This window comes from Micromonospora sp. NBC_01796 (genome assembly GCF_035917455.1).
GTDB lineage: Bacteria > Actinomycetota > Actinomycetes > Mycobacteriales > Micromonosporaceae > Micromonospora_G.
Window position 1 is genome coordinate 3210586 of the sequence record NZ_CP109078.1, and the last position, 18842, is coordinate 3229427.

The following is an 18842-nucleotide window of genomic DNA, read 5'->3' on the forward strand; positions in this document are numbered from 1 at the left end:
TCGGGCTGGCCGGGAGGTTGGTCCCGGCCAGCCCGGATGATCAGTCGTCCAGCCAGTCCAGCGAACGGCGCTCGCCGCCCCGGTTCTGCTGCTGCGGTGCGGGCGCACCGCCCCGGCCGCCGTGCCCGCCGCCCTGGGCCGACTCGTCGTAGTAGCCGCCGCCCTGCTGCTGGTCGTAACCGCCGCGGTCGTCGTAGCCACCGCCGCGCTGGTCGGCGCCACCGCGCTGGTCGTAACCGCCACGCTGGTCGTAACCGCCGGCCTGGGGCTGGTCGTAACCGCCCGCCGCCGGACCGGCACCGTAACCGGGCTGGTCACCGTAGCCGCCACGACCACCGGCGCCGTATCCGTCCGCACCCTGCTGGTCGTAACCGGCCCCGGCGGTCGGCGCGCCGTAGGCACCGCCACCACCCTGGCCGTAGCCCTGCTGGCCGCCCTGGCCGCCGTACGGCTGCTGGTCGGCACCGTACGCGCGGGTGCCGTCGCTGCCGCCGGCCCCGTAGGCACCGCCACCGGCACCGCCCTGGGCGTACGGGTCGGCCGGCGGGGCGTACTCGCTGCCGCCCGCGCTGGGACCGTCGTAGCGTCCGGTGGGCTCGTCGTAGCGGCCACCACCACCAGGAGCCGGGGTGGGCGGGTAGGGCCCACCACTCGGCGCGGCCGGGTACGCCCCCGGTGCCGGGGGGTACCCCGCGCCGGGCTGCTCGCCGTAGTTGGCGCCGCCGTAGCCACCGGCACCCGAACCCGGTGCCGCGCCGTAGCCGCCCGCGCCGGAGGCGGGGGTGTTGCCGTAACCGGCGCCGGAACCCGGTGCGTTGCCGTAGCCGGCCGCGCCGGGTGCCGAGCCGTAGCCGCCGGCACCGGAGCCGGGCGCGTTGCCGTACTCCGAACCGGGGGCGCCGCCGTAGCCGTTGGCCGGGGCCCCGTAGCCGCCCGCGCCGGAGCCGGGGGTGTTGGGGTAACCGGCGCCCGAACCCGGTGCGTTGCCGTAGGCGCCGCCCGCGCCCGATGCGTTGCCGTAGCCACCGGCGCCGTACTCGCCACCGCCCTGCGGGGCGCCGCCGTAGCCGTAGCCGGCGCCCTGCCCGGCGGCGCCGTACGTCGACGCCTGCGGCTGCTGAGACGGCAGAGGTGCGCCGTACGGGTCCGGGAACTCGTCGTCCACCAGGGGGCGGTTGTGCATCATGGTCGGTGCGTCAGCCAGCGACGTGTTCCGGTTGATCGCCGTGGCGTCGTTGCCCATACCGGCGCGGTTCGCGACCCGGGTCGGGTCGGAGCCGCTCTGGTACCCGCCGCCGGCACCCGCCGCGGCCCCGGACCGGGGACCGTTCGGGTCGTCGTCGTCCTCGTCCGCGTTCTCCTTGCGCCGCATCCAGAGCAGGACGATGGCGCCGACACCGAGGGCGACCAGCAGGCCGCCGACGATGATCAGGATCCAGGAGCTGAGTCCGCCGCTGGAGCTGGTCTCGTCGGTCGCGGCCTGTCCGGGCGCGTCGCTACCGTCCGCAGCCGGTTCGCCCTCTTCGGTCGGCACCGCCTCGTCACTGGGCGGTGCCTCCGCGCTGGAGGACGGCGAGGCGTCGGCGAGCGCCATAACGATGCGCTGGTTGGTCAGCGTCTGGTTGGCGGCAGCCGTGATCTTCTTCTTCTGGATCTTGTCGTTCAGGCTGGCGCCGAGGTCGATCTGCCCGGGGGTGATCGGGGCACTGGCGGTGCCGAGGAACTTGAAGCTGCCACTGGAACTCGTGGTGGCGCCGTAGCTGTGGCCCTGCGAGTCGATCAGCGCGACCGAGGCGTTCGGCACCGGGGTGCCGTTGGCGTCGGTGACCCGGCCCGAGATCTCCTTGACCGTGGGCGCCGCCGCCGGCTGCGTAGGAGCTTGCTGGTCCGGGCCGCGCACAGTGAGGTTCCGCGAGTCGCTGTCGTTGTCTGTGCCGAACCCGGCAGTCACCCGCACGGAACCGCTTTTGCTTTGACCAGCGGCGAGCGTGCCAGCCGTGAGGTTGGCGGTGAAGGTGGCCGACTCGTCCGGGCCGATCGAGCGGGCAGGAACATCGCAGTCGCCGCTACAGCTAAGTCCTTCGAAGACCTCAACCGTCACGCCGAAGGGCGCGGCTACAGGGTTGTTGTTCTTGACCGTGAACTTCAGGACCGCCTTCTCGCCACTCCGTAGAGTGCCTGCGCTGAGGTCCGTGATCGATACGTCGGGATCGACGGCGAGAGCTGGTGCCGAGGGGAGAGCGAGCAGGGCACTGGCTGCCAGCGCCACGACCACACCGGCCCGTCGCGTCCAGGCATGTCGGTGTGTTGTCACGTCCACCGCCTTCCGGTCTGACTTCTCCGGCCGACTCAATTCCGGCCAGGGTTCACTACCGTACGAGTACACCGTCGGCAACTATGCCTTGTTCGAGTGGACTCGCGCGACCCAGGGGCAGCGTCAATTGACACGACGGCAGGTCGTATCGTCCCGTCGTGTCCTCTCCGTACAATAAGTCCTCACTGGTGGTGGCGGCGGTCGCCGAACTCGACGCTGGCCGTACCCCGGAGCGTGAGCTGCTTCGGGACGCGGTCCGCGAGCTCCTCGCGGAGCTGGCCCGGCGCGCACCTGGCCGTTCGGTGGAGGTGCGGGTTCCACCTTACGGTGCGGTTCAGTGCGGATCCGGGCCGCGACACACCAGGGGTACGCCGGCAAACGTGGTGGAGGTGGATCCGGTGACCTGGATCCTGCTGGCAACGGGGCGGCTGGGATGGGCCGACGCGGTCGAGGCCGGACGGGTTCGAGCCAGTGGGAATCGCGCCGACATATCGCCCTATATCCCGCTCGAATAGTGCATCTCGCGCTTATTGGCCGTCACGGTAAGGAGCGAGTACGTGACTTTCTGTATTGTCTCCGGCTCGCGTACACTGTTCGGCGACGGAACTTCCAAATTCCCGCGCGCTAGGCGAGTCCGAGCAGATCCGCATTGAGCGGATCGGCCTTCAGTTTGAGGAGCGGCAGGTGCCCCGAGGCGACGGCCGGTTGAGCCACGAACTCGACCCCGAACGGCCCGGCCCGCAAGACGCCTGCGGCGTGTTCGGCGTCTGGGCTCCGGACGAAGACGTCGCGAAGCTCACCTACTTCGGTCTGTACGCGCTACAGCACCGTGGCCAGGAAGCGGCGGGGATCGCCGTCAGCGACGGCTCGGGCGTGGTGGTCTACAAGGACCTCGGCCTGGTCGCCCAGGTCTTCGACGAGCCCACCCTGGCCAGCCTGCGCGGGCACCTCGCGATCGGGCACGCCCGTTACTCGACCACCGGCGGCTCGACCTGGGAGAACGCCCAGCCGACGATCCGGGCCAACACCGCCGGCACCACGATCGCGCTGGCGCACAACGGCAACCTGGTCAACACCGCCGAGCTGGCCAAGGAGTCCGCCGCCCGCGGCATGGACTCCTCGGACGGTTCGACCTCGGACACCGCCCTGGTCACCGCACTGCTGGCCAGCCGCCCCGACCTCTCGGTCGAGGCCGCCGCGCTCGAGGTGCTGCCGATGCTGCGCGGCGCGTTCAGCTTCGTGTTCATGGACGAGAGCACCCTCTACGCCGCCCGCGACCCGCACGGGGTACGCCCGCTCGTGCTCGGCCGGATGGAGCGCGGCTGGGTGGTCGCCAGCGAGACCGCCGCACTCGACATCGTCGGGGCGAGCGTGGTCCGCGAGGTCGAGCCCGGCGAGCTGATCGCGATCGACGAGCACGGCCTGCGGTCGGCGCGGTTCGCCGTACCGGAGCCGAAGGGCTGCCTCTTCGAGTACGTCTACATCGCCCGGCCGGATACCACCATCGCCGGCCGGAACGTCTATTCCACCCGGGTCGCCATCGGGCGGCAACTGGCCAAGGAGCACCCGGTCGAGGCCGACCTGGTGATTCCCGTACCGGAGTCGGGCACGCCGGCCGCGATCGGCTACGCGGAGGCGTCCGGCATCACCTACGGCGCCGGGTTGATGAAGAACCCGTACGTCGGGCGGACCTTCATCCAGCCGTCCCAGACCCTGCGCCAGCTCGGCATCCGACTCAAGCTCAACCCGCTGCGAGAGAACGTGCGGGGCAAGCGGGTGGTGGTGGTGGACGACTCGATCGTCCGCGGCAACACCCAACGCGCGATCGTCCGCATGCTGCGCGAGGCCGGCGCGCTGGAGGTGCACGTACGCATCTCCTCGCCGCCGGTCAACTGGCCGTGTTTCTACGGCATCGACTTCGCCACCCGGGCGGAGTTGCTGGCCAACGGGCTGGACAACGAGGGCATCCGCCGGTCGATCGGTGCGGACAGCCTCGGTTACGTCTCGCTGGCCGGACTGATCGCCGCGACCGAGCAGCCGAAGACGCGGCTGTGCCGCGCCTGCTTCGACGGGGAGTACCCGATCGAGCTGCCGGCCGGGAACCTGATCGGCAAACACGTACTCGAAGGGGTAGGGCGTCGGGTCGCGGACCAGGCACCGGAGCCCGCACAGCAGCGCTACGACGGCGGTTCAGACGGAGCCGACGCCGACGACACCCCGCTACCACTCATCAGCAGCCCGGGCGCACGTGACGCACTGCAACGCCCGTAACGATCCGACCGGCGCGGCCCACGCCCAGCGTCCGGTGAGTGCCATAAGTCGAGCGATCCTCGACCGCTACCCGACGCGGCTCGCCGCGAGGAACAAAGGGGAGAACCGTGACGCACGTGACTGAGCGCAATGGCGCAGGTAGCGGGTCGGCCGAGGGCTCCGGCTCCGGCGGCGGCGTGCGCCAGCCCTGGACCGCCGGATCCGGTCGCGCCACCCGCAAGCGCAGCGTCTCGTACGCGGACGCCGGGGTCTCGATCGAGGCCGGCGACCGGGCGGTCGAGCTGATCAAGTCGAAGGTACGGACCACCCAGCGGCCCGAGGTGATGGGGCAGCTCGGCGGCTTCGCCGGCCTGTTCCGGCTCGACACCACCAAGTACCGCAACCCGATCCTCTCCGCCTCCACCGACGGCGTCGGCACCAAGCTGGTCATCGCCCAGCAGCTCGGCATCCACGACACGGTCGGCATCGACCTGGTCGCCATGGTCGTCGACGACCTGGTCGCGACCGGTGCCGAGCCGCTCTTCCTGCTCGACTACATCGCCACCGGCGAGGTCGTGCCGGACAAGGTCGCCGAGATCGTCGCCGGCATCACCGACGGCTGCCGGTACGCCGGCTGCGCGCTGCTCGGTGGCGAGACCGCCGAGCACCCCGGTGTGCTGAAGCCCGACGAGTACGACATCTCCGCGACCGGTGTCGGTGTGGTCGAGGAGAGCGAGATCCTCCGCCCGGAGCGGGTCGAGATCGGCGACGCGGTGATCGCGATGCGCTCCTCCGGCCTGCACTCCAACGGCTACTCCCTGGTCCGCCACGTGCTCCTGGGCGCCGGCCGGATGCGGCTGGACACCGTGATCGAGGACTTCGGCCGGCAGCGGACCCTCGGTGAGGAACTGCTGACCCCGACCAAGATCTACGCGCAGGACTGCCTCAAGCTGATCGCCGAGACCGAGGTGCGGTCGATCGCGCACATCACCGGCGGCGGAATCCCCGGGAACCTGGTCCGGGTGCTGCCGGAGAACGTGGACGCGGTGGTCAACCGGGCCACCTGGAAGCCGCAGCCGATCTTCGACCTGGTGCAGGCCAAGGGCCGGATCGAGGACCCGGAGATGGAGTCCACCTTCAACATGGGCGTGGGCATGTTCGCGATCGTCTCCGCCGAGGACGCGGACCGGGCGCTGGCCTGCCTGGCGGGCCGGGGCGTCGAGGCGTGGCAGGCCGGCGAGATCATCGAGGGCACCGGTGAGGTGCAGATGATCGGCCAGCACACCCGCGGTTGATCACCGAACGTACATTCGTGCATTCCGAGTTATTGCCGTGATCCTTCGCATACCCGATCAGGACTTCACCCGAGTGGCCACCGCAACCTAGCCTGAGGGGCACCTCAGCTACGGGGAGGAGCGGCTGATGGCTGTCCTGCGGCAAACGTTCACGGGTATGCGGGGCATCAACACCGTGCCCTCGTACGTGGTGATGCAGCCGACCACGCTCTGTAACCTGGACTGTTCGTACTGTTATCTCCCGTTTCGGGCGGATGATCGGAAGATGCCGGTTCCGGTGGCGGAGGCGGTGGCGGGCCCGGTGAACGACTGGGCCCGGTCCGGTCGCTTCTCCGTGGTGTGGCACGGCGGGGAACCCCTGGCCACCGGACGGGAGCACCTCGCCGCGCTGCTGGCCCCGTTCGACGAGCGGGTGGAACACCACGTACAGACCAACGCGACGCTGATCGACGACGCCTGGTGCGAGTTCTTCGCCGAGCACGCGATGCGGGTCAGCGTCAGCGTGGACGGGCCGAGACAGCGCAACTCCGACCGGGTGGGCCGGGGCGGGCGGCCGGCGTACGACCGGATCGAGCGGGGCATCGAGGCGCTGCGGCGCAACGGTGTCGGTTTCTCCGCCCTGTGCGTGGTGACCCGACCCGAGCCCGGCCTCGCCGCCGAGCTGTACGCGTACTTCCTCGACCTGGGGTGCGACGTGCTCGGGATCAACATCGAGGAGATGGAGGGCGTCAACACCCGCCTCAACGCCCACCCGGCCGAGGCGGTCACCGCCTTCTGGGCCGAGCTGGTCACCGCCTGGCGGGAGCGCCCCCGGATCCACCTGCGTGAGGTCGAGTGGTCCCTGCGGTACGCCTCGGCGGTCCTCGACGGCACCTCGGACGACCTGCTCCCGCGCCGGCTCGACCCGATCCCGACCGTCGGGTACGACGGCTCGGTGGTCCTGCTCTCGCCCGAGCTGGCCGGCTTCTCCGACCCCCGGTATGGGGACTTCACCAGCGGCAACGTGCTGGCCACGGGACTCGCGGAGATCCTCGCCGGGGCCGAGGGCCTGCCGTGGGTCCGCGAGTTCCTCGGCGGTGTGGAGTCCTGCCGCTCCACCTGCCCCTACTTCGGCTTCTGCGGCGGCGGTCACGCCGCCAACCGTTACTTCGAGCAAGGACGTTTCGACGGTACGGAGACCAACCACTGCCGTAACAGCAAGATCCGCCTACTCGAGGGAGTGTTGGACCATGCTCGAGATCACCAGCCCGCAGGACGCTGAGCCGACCGGGGGCGCCGTCCCCGACCCGGTCGCCGATCGGGTGCGCGCGGCCCGGAGCGGGCTCACCACCCTGCTGCACGAGGCCGAGCAGGCTCGTCGGGAACGCGCGGAGGAGGCGGCGGTGGGCGAGAGTGGCAGCGCGGTCTGCGCGTGGAACCACTTCGAGAACATCCCGACCTTCTACAACTGGAACAACCGGCCACGCTGAACCGGCCGGCGGTCCGATCGGTCGGATCTGGCACGTCCGACCGGTCAAGGACCTGCCGCGCGGGTCGGACAACGATCCGCACGGCAGACCCTCGACCGGATGGAACCGTGTTGATCTACGGTGTGCCACACCATCCGGACACGCGTGAGCACGCGGGCGTTACCGCGTGCTCAATGTGCCCGACGGAGGTCAGCGGGCTGGAGGCGACCAGGTGTCTGGTTCGTCGTCCGCGTCATGGTCCTCGTCATCGTCGTCGACATACTCTTTGTAGTCGTCGTCGAAGTCGTGGTCCGACTTGCCGCTGCCGCCGAGTTCTCGCTGCAAGGCGGCGAGGTCGGTGTTCGGGGAGTGGTACTTCAACTCCCGGGCCACCTTTGTCTGCTTGGCCTTAGCACGGCCGCGCCCCATGGCTCGACCCCCTCGCACAGAATTCGGGGCAGCCCGAAGGCGGGCCCCGATGACGTCAGGCATCTCTCGTGGGTCTTACGGTACATGGGTATGCCCGCGTTCGGCACCTCGGGTTACCGCCGGTGGTGCCCGCGCGTCGAGGTTGACCCGACCGGGCCATTTTCGGCCGGGTAACGACCGCGTTGGAAAACCGGTCATGACGGCTCGATCACCCTGTGCTGCGGGCTTACCGCCGAGACCGACCTTAGACCCCGATCGGGGACAAAACGAGGTTAATCACGCTCGTCAGCCGGTCCCAACCCGGCGACGGGCACCGTCGTACGGGCCACGGGCGCCGGTCGAGGGTGTGAACGCCGGTCGGCTGCGGCTGACCTGCCTCGCTAGCGGCTCTGAGCGGGTCGTGACGGCCCGATCGCCCCCGGAGTCGACATCGGGGACCCCTTACCCGACCGTCGACACGGGCGAGGTGACGTGGGGTCGTGGTCGGACGCCGTACGGGGGCGGGCGGACGGGATCAGGCCCCGGCCGCCCGCTGCCGGTGTCAGGTCAGGTGGATCGAGCGGAGCCGGCCGACCTCGGCCATCCGCCGCTCGGCGAGCCGGTCGGCCGCCACCGCCGGGGGTACGCCCTCGGCGTCGGCCAGGCGGAGGATCTCGCGGGTGGTGTCGTAGATCCGGGTGGCCCGGAGCTTGGCCCGTTCGAAGTTGAAGCCCTCGATCTCGTCCGCGACCTGGATCACGCCGCCGGCGTTCACCACGTAGTCCGGTGCGTAGAGGACGCCACGGTCGGCGAGCTGCTTCTCGATGCCGGGGTGGGCGAGCTGGTTGTTCGCCGCACCCGCCACGATCTTGGCCCGGAGGGCCGGCACGGTCTCGTCGTCCAGCGCGCCACCGAGGGCGCACGGGGCGTACACGTCGATGTCGGAGGTGATCAACGCGGTCGCGTCCGGGACCAGGTCGACCTCCGGGTACGTGTGCCGGGCCCAGTCCAGGGCCTTCTCGTTCACGTCGGTGGCCACCACCGTGGCGCCGTCCTCGATCAGGTGCCCGACCAGGTGCTTGCCGACCTTGCCCAGCCCGGAGACGCCGACCCGGCGGCCGGTGAGGGTGGCCGATCCCCACTGGTGCTCGGCGGCGGCGCGCATGCCCTGGAACACGCCCCAGGCGGTCAGCACGGACGAGTCGCCGGCTCCGCCGTGCTCGACGCTGCGGCCGGTGACGAACCGGGTCTCGCGCGCCACCACGTCCATGTCCTGCACGTAGGTGCCGACGTCGCACGCGGTGTAGTAGCGCCCGCCGAGCGACTGGACGAACCGGCCGTACGCGCGCAGCAGCGGTTCGGTCTTGAGCTGCTCCGGGTCACCCCAGATGACGGCCTTGCCGCCGCCGAGGTCGAGACCGGCGAGCGCGTTCTTGTACGCCATGCCCCGGGAGAGGTCGAGCACGTCGTGCAGTGCGTCCGCCTCGCTGGCGTAGGGGTAGAACCGGGTCCCGCCGAGCGCGGGGCCGAGCGCGGTCGAGTAGATGCCGATGATCGCCTTCAGCCCGGTCGGCTTGTCCTGACAGAAGACGACCTGCTCATGCCCGGCCGATACCTGTTGGTCGGTGGTGGCGAAAACGCCCATGACTGCTCCTGATGTCGGTGTGCGTCTTTGTGGGACGCGGACCTCTCCGGTGCCGGCGGGGTGACGCCGGTGCTGCCGAGCCTAATATCGGCCGTCGCAACCTGCCGGTACCGACCGGGGACGGTCCGTCCCACCTGGCGGGGGCGACGGCCCGCGATCGGGGCCGTCGGCGGCAGGGAACTCGGGTTTCATGGGAGGATCGCGCCGTGCCGTCGCTCTTCGCTTCCTACCTGCGGGTATATGAGCCGTTGACCGCGTTCGACCGGGACCGGCAGATCTTTTGGCGCCGGTACGTCAAGGAGGGCCGGGCGGTCGCCCCGCTGGAAGGGCCGGGTCGGCAGCGTACGGCCGTGATCGAGGCGCTCGGTGCCGGCTGGACCCGGCTGCCCGACCTGCCCGACGAGGCGTACGTGCTGGAGGCCGACGACACCCTGCTGGTGTGCCCGTGGAACCTGCGCGTACGGGTGGCCGAGGCGGCCCTGAGCGCCCGCGACGGTGTGCCGCCGGTGCTCGCCGACGCGTTCGTGCCACCGATCCTCGCCGGCCAGGCCAAGGCCGTGGTCGAGGACTTCCGCAGCGGGGCGCGGGTGCTGGAGCACGGGGTGCCGAGGCTGCACGAGCAGATCGCCACCTGGGGTGTGCCGCTGCGCTGGTTCGTCTTCGTCGACCCCGCCGAGCGGGAGCTGACCGTACGGCCGGAGCGGCGGGTGCTGCGCTACCGGACGGAGATCTCGAAGGCCCGGCGTCGGGCCTCGCGGGGGCTGGCGGTGCTGCGCAAGTCGGTCGGGGACGCGCCGATCACCGAGGCGGTGGAGGAGGGCGCCCGCTGGCTGGAGGAGTTCCATCCCCGGTCGGTGGTGGAGTTGGACTACGGCGGCCTGACCCAGTTGCTGCCGGACGAGGCGCTGGCCGAGGACGACTCGCCCGCGTTGGTCGCGGAGGGCCTCGCCGGGCTGTCCCGGGGCGACGCGGAAGCCGCTACCGAGGTGTACGAGAAGTTGGTCGCCCGGTGGCGCGCGGTGCAGTTGCTGGAGCGCTGCAACTAGGGGGTTCCGTTAGGGGCTTCCGGTCGAATCCCCTAACGCCCCGGTGTTGATCTTGTTGAATGCCGTATCCCGACACTTGTTCGCGTTCTCCCAGGTCAGAGGCTTGGAGAGCGTTTCCAACGTGAGGTTTGCTCGTAATCTTGAGGTTACGATGGGCCACAACGCGCCCGAATAAGACAGGTTTCAGTATAGAAAAGTTGTATAAATCGGTCATTGTTCATCCGTCCATCCAGGGACGTTCGGCCGTTCGGCCCATGTCGGACATCGGGGACTAGCCGGACCATGGGAGACGCGTCGGCCGGCGGGACCCCGGCCGATGTCTATAGGCACCTGTGGAGGAGTGACCGATGGCATCGCGTACGCACGAACCAGAGCCGCTACTCACGCCGGCCGAGGTGGCGTCGATGTTCCGTGTCGACCCGAAAACCGTGACCCGGTGGGCGAAGGCGGGCAAACTCAGCGCAATTCGAACGTTGGGTGGCCACCGGCGTTACCGCGAGTCGGAGGTTCGCGCCCTGCTGCAGGGGCAGATTCCCCAGCAGCGTCAAGGCGACTGACCCCTTACCGGGCCAGCCGCGTTTCGTTTGGTCTCAGGGGCGGCGGAGATACGGGAAACCGTACTCCGCCGCCCCTGAGTCGTACCGGTGGCGCCCACCCGCGCCACCGGCACTCAGCCGGCCGCGACCGCCAGATCGGTCTCCTCGACCAACTGACCGTCCCGCAACTGCAACACCCGGTCCGCGAGCTCGATCAACGTCGGGTCGTGGGTGGCCACCAGCGCGGTCATCCCGCGCGACCGGACCAGCGCCTGGAGCAGGTCCATCATCGCCCGACCGGTCTCCGAGTCGAGCTGACCGGTCGGCTCGTCCGCGATCAACAACGGCGGGTCGTTCGCCAGGGCACGGGCGATCGCCACCCGCTGCTGCTGCCCACCGGACAGCTCGTACGGCCGCTGACCCGCGTGCCCGCCCAACCCGACCAGCTCCAGCAGGATCGACACCCGCTGCTCCCGCTCGGCCGCCGGCACCTTGGCCAGCCGCATCGGCACCCCGACGTTCTCCGCCGCGGACAGGATCGGGATCAGGCCGAAGGACTGGAACACGAAACCCATCGTGTCCCGGCGCAGCTCCAGCAGGTCCCGCTCCCCGGCCGCGGTCACCTCACGACCGGCGACGAAGATCCGACCGCTGGTCGGCCGGTCCAGGCCACCGATCAGGTTCAGCAGGGTCGTCTTGCCCGCACCGGACCGGCCCCGTACGGCCACCAGCTCGCCCTGGCCGACCCGGAACGACACCTCCCGCAGCGCGTGCACCACCCGGTCACCGGAGCCGTAGGACCGGCTCAGACCCTCCACCCGTACCAGGTCCTCGCTGCTCATGGCTGCTCCTTCCGAGGTTCGTCGCCGGGGCGGATCTCCACGTGATCCGGCTGCAGGTTGAGCTTCACCCGGTCCCGCAGGACCAGGGCGTCCACGAAAGCCGTCGGCAACTGCATCCGGCCGGCCCGGTCCAGGACCGCGTACTCCTCGGTGACCAGTTCATCGAGCCCGTCCGCGCCGATCCGGGCCGACCGCCGTACCTCCGACGCGGTCCGCCCGTCGCGGATCGCGACCGTACGACGGACCTGGGTCGCGACGTTCAGGTCGTGGGTCACCACCACCACCGTGACGCCCAGCTCCGCGTTGATGGTCCGCAGCGCCCCGAAGACGTCGGCCGCGGTCGCCTCGTCCAGCTCACCGGTCGGCTCGTCGGCGAACAGCACCTCCGGGTCGTTCGCGACCGCGACCGCCACCGCGCACCGCTGCTGCTCCCCGCCGCTCATCTGCCCCGGACGCCGGTCCGCGCAGTACCCGACCCCGACCAGGTCCAGCAGCTCCAGCGCCCGCTTGCGGGCCGCCCGGGCCGAGGTACGCCGAGCCAGCCGCATCGGCAGCTCCACGTTCTCCCTCGCGGTCAGGTACGGCAGCAGGTTCCGTCCGGTCTGCTGCCAGACGAAACCGACAGTGCTCCGGCGGTAGCGCAGCCGCTGCTTGGCCGACATGGTCAACAGGTCGAACCCGGCCACCCGGGCGATCCCCGCGGTCGGCACGTCCAGCCCGGAGAGGATGTTGAGCACGGTGGACTTGCCCGAGCCGGAGGCGCCGACGATGGCGATCAGGTCGCCCCGGTCGATCACCAGGTCCAGCCCCTGCAGGGCCACCACCTCGACACCCTCGGTCTTGAAGATGCGTACCAGGCCGTCGCAGACGATGTGGCCACGCAGGCGGTCGTTACCGCCGGCCCGCTCCGCCGCCCGTTCGGCGGCACGGCGTTGCAACGCCGCGAGATCGGGTACGGCGGTGGTCAGGGCAGCGGTCATCAGTTTTCCTCTCCCAGCCGGAGGACCTCGCCGAGGCGCATCCGTCGGTTGACCAGATTCTCGAACACGAGCGCGGCGGCCAGACCGACCACCACCAGCAGCAGCACCCCGCCGACCAGCAACGGGTCCAGATGGGTCCGGGCGGCCACCCCGGCGGTGAAGGTGGACAGGTTCAGCGCCGGCCCGATCAGGCCGGGCAGCGCCACCCCGACCACCCCGCCGGCCAGCACCGCGGCGCCGACCAGCGGAAGCAGCTCGTACACCAGCAGTTGCCGACCCTGCCGGCCGGACAACCCCATGGTCCGCAGCCGGGAGAGCACCCGGCCCCGGGTCCGCGCCTCGGCGACCACCGCGAATCCGACCGCCAGCAGCGCCAGCCCGCTCCCGCCCAGGGCACCGATCGTGAACGCCAGGGTGAGCAGCTCGTTTCCGCCGGTCCGGTCCAACCCCAACCGGTAGTCGGTCAGGGTGGTCACCGCAGCCGGGGCCAGGAGCGCGTCGACCGGCCTGCCGATCACGCTCTCCCGCCACTCCCGCTGCCCGTCGTCGGCGGCGGCCAGCAGCGCGGCCCGGTCGTAGCCGTCCCCGGCGAGCAGGTAACGGGTCGGGTTGATCGGCTTGAAGTCGGGCACCGGCAGCGCCTGCCAGGGCAGCACCACGAACCGCTCGACCCCGATCTCGACCCCGGGGAAGCTCGACGCCACCACGCTCGACGTGAAGCCGTAGAGCCGGCCCTGCACGTTCACCACGGCGCCGTCGCCGACCTCCGCCGCGATCGCGGGGGAGACCAGCGCCGGCACCGGGCCGTCGGTCCGCTTCGCGTTCCGCAGCGCCGCCGGCACCCCGTCATCGGGTACGCCGCTGCGCCGCATCACGTCGACGAAGCTCGGCATGTCCACCACCAGCACCTGGGTCTGCCCGAGGTCACGATCGGACGCACTGGGGCCGGTACGGAGCCGGCGGGCGTTCTCCAGCGAGATCGCGGTCACCGCGTCCACCCCGGGCAGCGCGTCGAGCCGGTCGGTCGTCGACGGGGCGAAGGTGTTCCCGGTGAGCCTGGCGTCGGCCGGGATGGCCTGCTCGCTCGCCCTGTCCCGGGCGTGCGAGATGGTGCTCGCGACCACCCCGCTGAAAACCCCGGTGGTGATCGCGATGACCAGCACCGCGAGCGGGCCGATGGTCACCGGTGCGCCCCGCCCGGCTCGGGCCAACCCGAGGAAGACGACCGCTCCCCGGGCCCTCGCGGCGATCTGCCCGACCATCCGCAGCGGCCAGGGCAGCACCCGCAGGGCGATCAGGGAGGTCCCGACCGCCAGCAGGACCGGCACCGAGACCAGGTACGGGTCCACCCCGCCGTCCGGCACCAGCCCGCGCCGCCGGAGCAGGAACACCCCGAGCCCGGCCAGCACCAGCACGCTGATCTCGGCGGTGAGCCGGCGGGCCGACGGCCGTTGCCGGATCAGGTCCTGCCGGCGGACCACGAACGTCACCCGACGCTGGCTCGACATCGCCAGCACCGGCACCGCCGCAGTGGTGATCACGGCGAGCACCGGGACCAGCCACTCGGTCAGCGCGGACCGACCGGGAACCAGGGTCCCGAGCAGCCACCCGGCGAGCACGGCGAACGGCTGGACCAGCACCGACTCGGCCAGGGTGCGTCGACCGATGGTCGCCGTCGACGCTCCCCGGGCCCGCAACAGGGCCAGTTCCTCGCGGCGGCGTTCCAGCGACAGCCGGGCGGCGAGCAGGATCAGCCCGAGCAGGCTGGCCAGCACCCCGGTCTCGACCACCGCGAGCAGCGCCCGTACGGAGGCGAGCCGTTCGCCGAGTTGGATCAGGGAGACGTCCAGTGAGGTGACCACCGTGGTACCCGGCGCGGGGGAGGCCCGCTTCAGGCGTACCACCGCGTCGGTCACCGCCTTGGCCTTGCTGGCGTCGAGCCGCTTCTCGTCGATCCGGTAGTGCCAGTCGAGGGTGACCGAGCCGAGGCGGGGGCCGGCCGCGTTCATCCCGGCCCAGTCGGTCACCGCGATCGCCCGGAACCGCTCGCCGTCCATCATCGGTATCTGCGGGTCCACGGCCAGTCGCATGGCGTTCCAGATCGGCGCGGTGGTGTCCAGCGGCTCGAAGATCCCGACCACCACCACCGGGACCTTGGCGGAGCCCACCAGGGAACCGATGTCGAACCGGCTGCCGAGGGCCAGCATGAGCGCGTTCGCGGTCCGCTGGGACACCGCGATCGGGATCCGCCCGCCCGGCAACCCGGCGGTCGCGTCCGGCCACGTGCCGGAGACCATCCGGACGGCCTCGTCCACCCCGGTCTGCGCCCGCAGGCCGAGCCCCGGTTGGCTGTCGCCGTTGAACGGAGGGAAGTCGCCCGACGCGCCCACCCTCTCGGGTTCGATCCCCGCCGAGTACCACTGGTCGGTGATCAGACCGGGCAGCGGCTGCGGCAGCTTCTCCCGGTACGGGTCCAGGTCCTCGATCCCGGTCTGGGTGGTCCTGGCCTTGTCGATGCCGGCCGCCATCGGCAACGAGATGTCCCGGACCTGGTACGGAAGGTCCGCCACGTCGGCGGCCAGTCCCCGGTCGGCGTACTCGTTGGCCAGTCGGGGGGCACCGGTGAGCAGCGCCGCCGAAGCCAACCCCAGTACGGCAAGCAGCCCGACCTGCCCGGCGAAGGCGCGCAGCCGGCGTACCGGCCCGGACCTGTTGGCTCTCATCGACCTCTTCCTCGCCTGCGCTGGTCCGGACCCGGTGCCGTCCACCGATCCCTGTGTTCCGTTGCTCACCGGTCGTCTCCGATCCGGAGCTGGGCGGCGACGAGGCGCTGCCGCAGGGTGGTGGCGATCAGCCCGCTCAGCAGGAGCGCGAGCAGGAGCAGGCCGACCGTGGTCGCGATCACCGGTGGCCAGTCGATGGAGAGCAGTGGTGGCGGCGATGGTCGGTCCGCCGACGGGGTGAGGATCACCAGGGGTGCCATCGTGGCGGCCACCGCGACCCCGACCCCGAGGCCCACCAGTACGCCGATCCCGGAGAGGAACGCCTGCTCGGCGATGAGTGACCGGGCCAGCAGCCGGTGCCCGGCGCCGAGGGTGTGCAGCACCGCCAGTTCGTTCACCCGGCGGCGGGCGGTGGCGCTCACGTCGACGCCGATGCCGACGGCGGCGAGCAGCAACGCGCCCAGTGCGGCGGCGAACAACGCGCCCCGGGCACCCACCCCGTACGGGTCGAGCTGGTCGGCGATCGCCTGCCGGTCGAGCACCTCCAGCCCATCGAGCTGGGCGGCGGCCTGGGCGGCGGCCGACGCCTGCGCGGGGTCGGTGGTGACCCACCACTCCTCGTTCGTCCGGACGATGCCGTGGTCGAAGAAGAACCGGTTGCTCAGCGACGGGAGGTCGGTCAGGATCGCGGCCGGTTCCGTGTCGCCGGGGATCGAGGCGACGGTTCCGACGATCTTGACTCGGGCGTCCGCCAGCCCGAAGGCGAGCCCGGTCTCGTCGCCGACCTTGAGCCGCAACGCGTCCAGCACCGCCGGGGTGACCAGCACCGGGATCGGTGCCGTGTCGGCCTGCCGGACCATGGCCACGCGTACCGTGGTGGCGCCCCAGCTCGCGTCGTCGTTGACCTCGTACTGGGTGGACATGCCCCCGACGCCCGCGGCGGCCGTGGACTGGCGGTCGAGCCGGTCCACGGTCTGCCAGCTTCCGCCGGTGGTCAGGTCGACCGGGGTGCCGGCGGCGTCACCGGTGCCGGCGGTCAGCGCGCTCAGGGTCCAGTCGATCCGCATGCCGTTCTGGCCGAGGGTGTCGGCGACGAATCCGGCCAGCCGTACCGGGGCGGAACCGGCCGGGAGGTCGATGTCGAAGCGGAGCGCCCGGCCGTTGCGGCTGGTGCCGAGGGGCACCCGGCGGAAACCGCCGTTCGGTTCGGCGAAGACGGCGTCGGTCCGGATCTCGTCGGAGAACTGGATCGGGCCGGCGGTCGTACGCACCGTCCCGGAGAGCTTCCGGGCGCCGGCCGGCAGTTCGGTGTACGGCGCCTCGACGCGTTGCCCACCCACCTCGCGCAGCAGGTCGGCGGGGGATCCGGTGTCGACCATGTCCTGCCGGATGTTGATCGAGTCGGCGCCGGCGCGGGTGTCGATCGCGATCAGCGATGCCGGTTGCGCGTCCGGTCCCAGGCGCAGGCTCTCCCGCCAGGCCGGCAGGACCTCGCGTACGCCGGGCAGGCCGGCGAGGGCCTCCGCTCGTCCGGCCGGCGGGGCGTCGCTCGTCTCCACCAGTCGCAGGTCGGTGCCGACCTGGTGGGCGGCCTGGTCCCGCAGGGACCGCTCGGAGGTGCTGGCCAGGCACCAGGCCAGGGTGCTCACCGCGACGGCGAGGGCGAGCAGCAGGACCGGGCCGGCGTGCGGGCGTCGCCCGGCCTGCCAGGTGCCGAACATGGTGGCGGTCCACGGCTTGCGGTCGACAAGACGCTCGGCGAGCCGGGTGATCGGCGGGAGCACCCGCAGGGCCAGCACCGCCCCGGCCAGTACGCCCAGCGTCGGGGTGGCCGCGAGCAGCGGGTCGATGCCGAGCTGACCGGTGGAACGGGCCCCCGCCAGCGGCGAGGAGTACTGCCGCAGTTGCAGCCAGCCGAGCACCGCCAGGGCGATCAGCGCCAGGTCGATGCCGGCCCGCTGGGCGACGGCCCGCCGGCTGGGGCGGGACCGGCTGGCCAGCTCGGCGACGTAGGTGCCGCTGCGGCGTAGCGACGGGCCGATGATGGCCAGGGCACAGCCGATCGCGGCAAGCGCGGCGACCAGCCAGGTCAACGGTGCCGGTTGGGCGTCGAACCGGAGCCCCACCGAGGCCAGCATCGGCACCCGGTCGGCGAGGCGCAGGCCCTCGGTTGCCAACAGTGGCGCGAGCAGCGCCGCCGGCAGTACGACCAGCGTCGCCTCCCGTACGGCCAGCCCGGCGAGCTGGTTGCGGGCGGCGCCACGGGCCCGCAGCAGCGAGTTCTCGCCCCGGCGCTGCTCGACCAGGAGCGCGGCCACCAGCACCAGGGCGTAGCCGCCGAGCACGATGACCAGCAGCATCGGGGTGACCAGGGCGGACCGGCCGACCAGGTTCGCCCGTTCGAGGCGTTCGGCCAGCCGGTCGACGGCGGTGGTGGTGATGCCGGAGGTGCCGAGCCCGGCGGCCTTCGGGAGTTCGGCGGTGAGCCCGCGGACCGTGTCGGCGAGCCGCCCGAGCTGGGCCACGCTCGCACCGTTCAGGTCCGGCTCGACCAGCCAGGCGGCGCTGGCGTTGGCGGCGAAGTGGTTGATGAAGTCGGCGCGGTCGACGGTCAACGGACCGTAGGTGGACGACTGCGCGGCGTGGCCTTCCGCGACGTCCGGTGAGAGGCGCCAGTAGGCGGCCTCGGGATCGCGGGGGTGCCAGATGCCGGCCACCGCCAGGTTGCTGACCCGCCCGGTGACCCGGTCGGTGACCGGTATCCGGTCACCGACCGCGACGCCCAGGATCTTGGCGACCGGCTCTGCCAGTGCGGTCTGCACCGGGTTGGCGCCTGGCTGGGGCCAGTTTCCGGAGCTGAGTTCGGCGTGCTCGGCGAGGTTGTCGAGGAAGACCACGGAACCGAAGACGACCCCGTCGCCGTCGGGCACCGCCTTGCCGACCGGGCCGGAGAGCTGCCGGCCGGCGGCGTAACCGGCGGCCGAGACCGGTGCGGGTAGCCCCGCGAGACCGGCCGAGATCTCCCTGCGCAACGCCGCGTCGCGGTCCCGGAGGGCGTCCGCGGACCCACCGGTCGAGCCTCGTACCAGGATCGACCGTTCCTCCGGGGCGGAGGAGTCGATGGCGCTGGCGGTGCCGGTGTCGACGACCTGCCGGCTGTATCCGGCGAGGCCGGTGAGCAGTGCGGCGGCGATCAGGGTCGCCCCGGTCGCCGCGAGTAGCAGGCCCCTCACCGCACGGGCGCGCCGTAGCACCAGCCTCATTCCACCGCGTCCCCTCGTTGCCCGTCCGGGCGACGTGATCGACCGCCCCTCACCGCACCTGATTGGTGAGGGGGTCAAAAAGGTTCGCTGGC

The 18842-nt window shown here is 71.5% G+C and carries 14 protein-coding genes; 7 read left to right on the plus strand and 7 right to left on the minus strand.

Annotation, left to right across the window (positions count from 1 at the left end):
* Nucleotides 1-40: 40 nt before the first annotated feature.
* Nucleotides 41-1951: a carboxypeptidase-like regulatory domain-containing protein gene (locus OIE47_RS14840; RefSeq protein ID WP_326562077.1), complete on the minus strand. Its 1911-nt coding sequence runs from the start codon at nucleotides 1949-1951 to the stop codon at nucleotides 41-43.
* Nucleotides 1952-2472: 521 nt separating this feature from the next.
* On the opposite strand from OIE47_RS14840, the gene OIE47_RS14845 reads away from it, so the two are divergent.
* From OIE47_RS14845 to amcA, 5 genes are all read left to right on the plus strand, one after another.
* A complete protein-coding gene (locus OIE47_RS14845; protein WP_326562078.1) occupies nucleotides 2473-2829 on the plus strand; it encodes a sterol carrier family protein in 357 nt (118 codons plus the stop codon).
* A gap of 169 nt (nucleotides 2830-2998) precedes the next feature.
* Nucleotides 2999-4585 (plus strand): amidophosphoribosyltransferase, encoded by a 1587-nt coding sequence (purF, locus tag OIE47_RS14850; protein WP_326562079.1) that lies wholly within the window; start codon nucleotides 2999-3001, stop codon nucleotides 4583-4585.
* A gap of 107 nt (nucleotides 4586-4692) precedes the next feature.
* The gene (gene purM, locus OIE47_RS14855) at nucleotides 4693-5859 is read left to right on the plus strand and encodes a phosphoribosylformylglycinamidine cyclo-ligase (protein WP_326562080.1); all 1167 of its coding nucleotides are present in this window, start codon (nucleotides 4693-4695) and stop codon (nucleotides 5857-5859) included.
* A gap of 157 nt (nucleotides 5860-6016) precedes the next feature.
* Nucleotides 6017-7120: a cyclophane-forming radical SAM peptide maturase AmcB gene (amcB, locus tag OIE47_RS14860; protein WP_326563100.1), complete on the plus strand. Its 1104-nt coding sequence runs from the start codon at nucleotides 6017-6019 to the stop codon at nucleotides 7118-7120.
* Nucleotides 7089-7328 carry a multiple cyclophane-containing RiPP AmcA gene (gene amcA / locus OIE47_RS14865; protein WP_326562081.1) on the plus strand — a complete coding sequence of 80 codons (240 nt, stop codon included), beginning with the start codon at nucleotides 7089-7091 and terminating at the stop codon, nucleotides 7326-7328. Before amcB ends, amcA begins: the two co-directional genes overlap by 32 nt.
* Before the next feature lie 189 nt (nucleotides 7329-7517).
* On the opposite strand, the gene OIE47_RS14870 is transcribed toward amcA, so the two are convergent.
* Nucleotides 7518-7736, minus strand: a complete 219-nt coding sequence (locus tag OIE47_RS14870) for a DUF3073 domain-containing protein (protein ID WP_326562082.1) — start codon at nucleotides 7734-7736, stop codon at nucleotides 7518-7520.
* Between the two features lie 541 nt (nucleotides 7737-8277).
* Entirely contained in the window at nucleotides 8278-9360 is a 1083-nt protein-coding gene (locus OIE47_RS14875) for a Glu/Leu/Phe/Val family dehydrogenase (protein WP_326562083.1), read from the minus strand.
* Nucleotides 9361-9566: 206 nt separating this feature from the next.
* Between OIE47_RS14875 and OIE47_RS14880 the strand changes: the two genes are divergently transcribed.
* Together OIE47_RS14880 and OIE47_RS14885 are read left to right on the plus strand one after the other, a co-directional pair.
* On the plus strand, nucleotides 9567-10406 hold the full coding sequence (locus OIE47_RS14880) for a hypothetical protein (protein ID WP_326562084.1): 840 nt from the start codon (nucleotides 9567-9569) through the stop codon (nucleotides 10404-10406).
* 347 nt (nucleotides 10407-10753) lie between these two features.
* Nucleotides 10754-10963, plus strand: a complete 210-nt coding sequence (locus OIE47_RS14885; RefSeq protein WP_007073996.1) for a BldC family transcriptional regulator — start codon at nucleotides 10754-10756, stop codon at nucleotides 10961-10963.
* A 113-nt stretch (nucleotides 10964-11076) separates the two neighbouring features.
* Here OIE47_RS14885 and OIE47_RS14890 read toward each other — a convergent pair whose 3' ends face one another.
* From OIE47_RS14890 to OIE47_RS14905, 4 genes are all read right to left on the minus strand, one after another.
* Nucleotides 11077-11784, minus strand: a complete 708-nt coding sequence (locus OIE47_RS14890) for an ABC transporter ATP-binding protein (protein WP_326562085.1) — start codon at nucleotides 11782-11784, stop codon at nucleotides 11077-11079.
* Complete coding sequence (locus OIE47_RS14895; RefSeq protein ID WP_326562086.1) at nucleotides 11781-12764, minus strand: ABC transporter ATP-binding protein; 984 nt, start codon at nucleotides 12762-12764, stop codon at nucleotides 11781-11783. The genes OIE47_RS14890 and OIE47_RS14895 overlap by 4 nt, the downstream gene beginning before the upstream one ends.
* Nucleotides 12764-15487, minus strand: a complete 2724-nt coding sequence (locus OIE47_RS14900) for an FtsX-like permease family protein (protein WP_326562087.1) — start codon at nucleotides 15485-15487, stop codon at nucleotides 12764-12766. The genes OIE47_RS14895 and OIE47_RS14900 overlap by 1 nt, the downstream gene beginning before the upstream one ends.
* Nucleotides 15488-15552: 65 nt before the next feature.
* Nucleotides 15553-18750 carry an FtsX-like permease family protein gene (locus tag OIE47_RS14905; protein ID WP_326562088.1) on the minus strand — a complete coding sequence of 1066 codons (3198 nt, stop codon included), beginning with the start codon at nucleotides 18748-18750 and terminating at the stop codon, nucleotides 15553-15555.
* Nucleotides 18751-18842 lie beyond the last annotated feature (92 nt).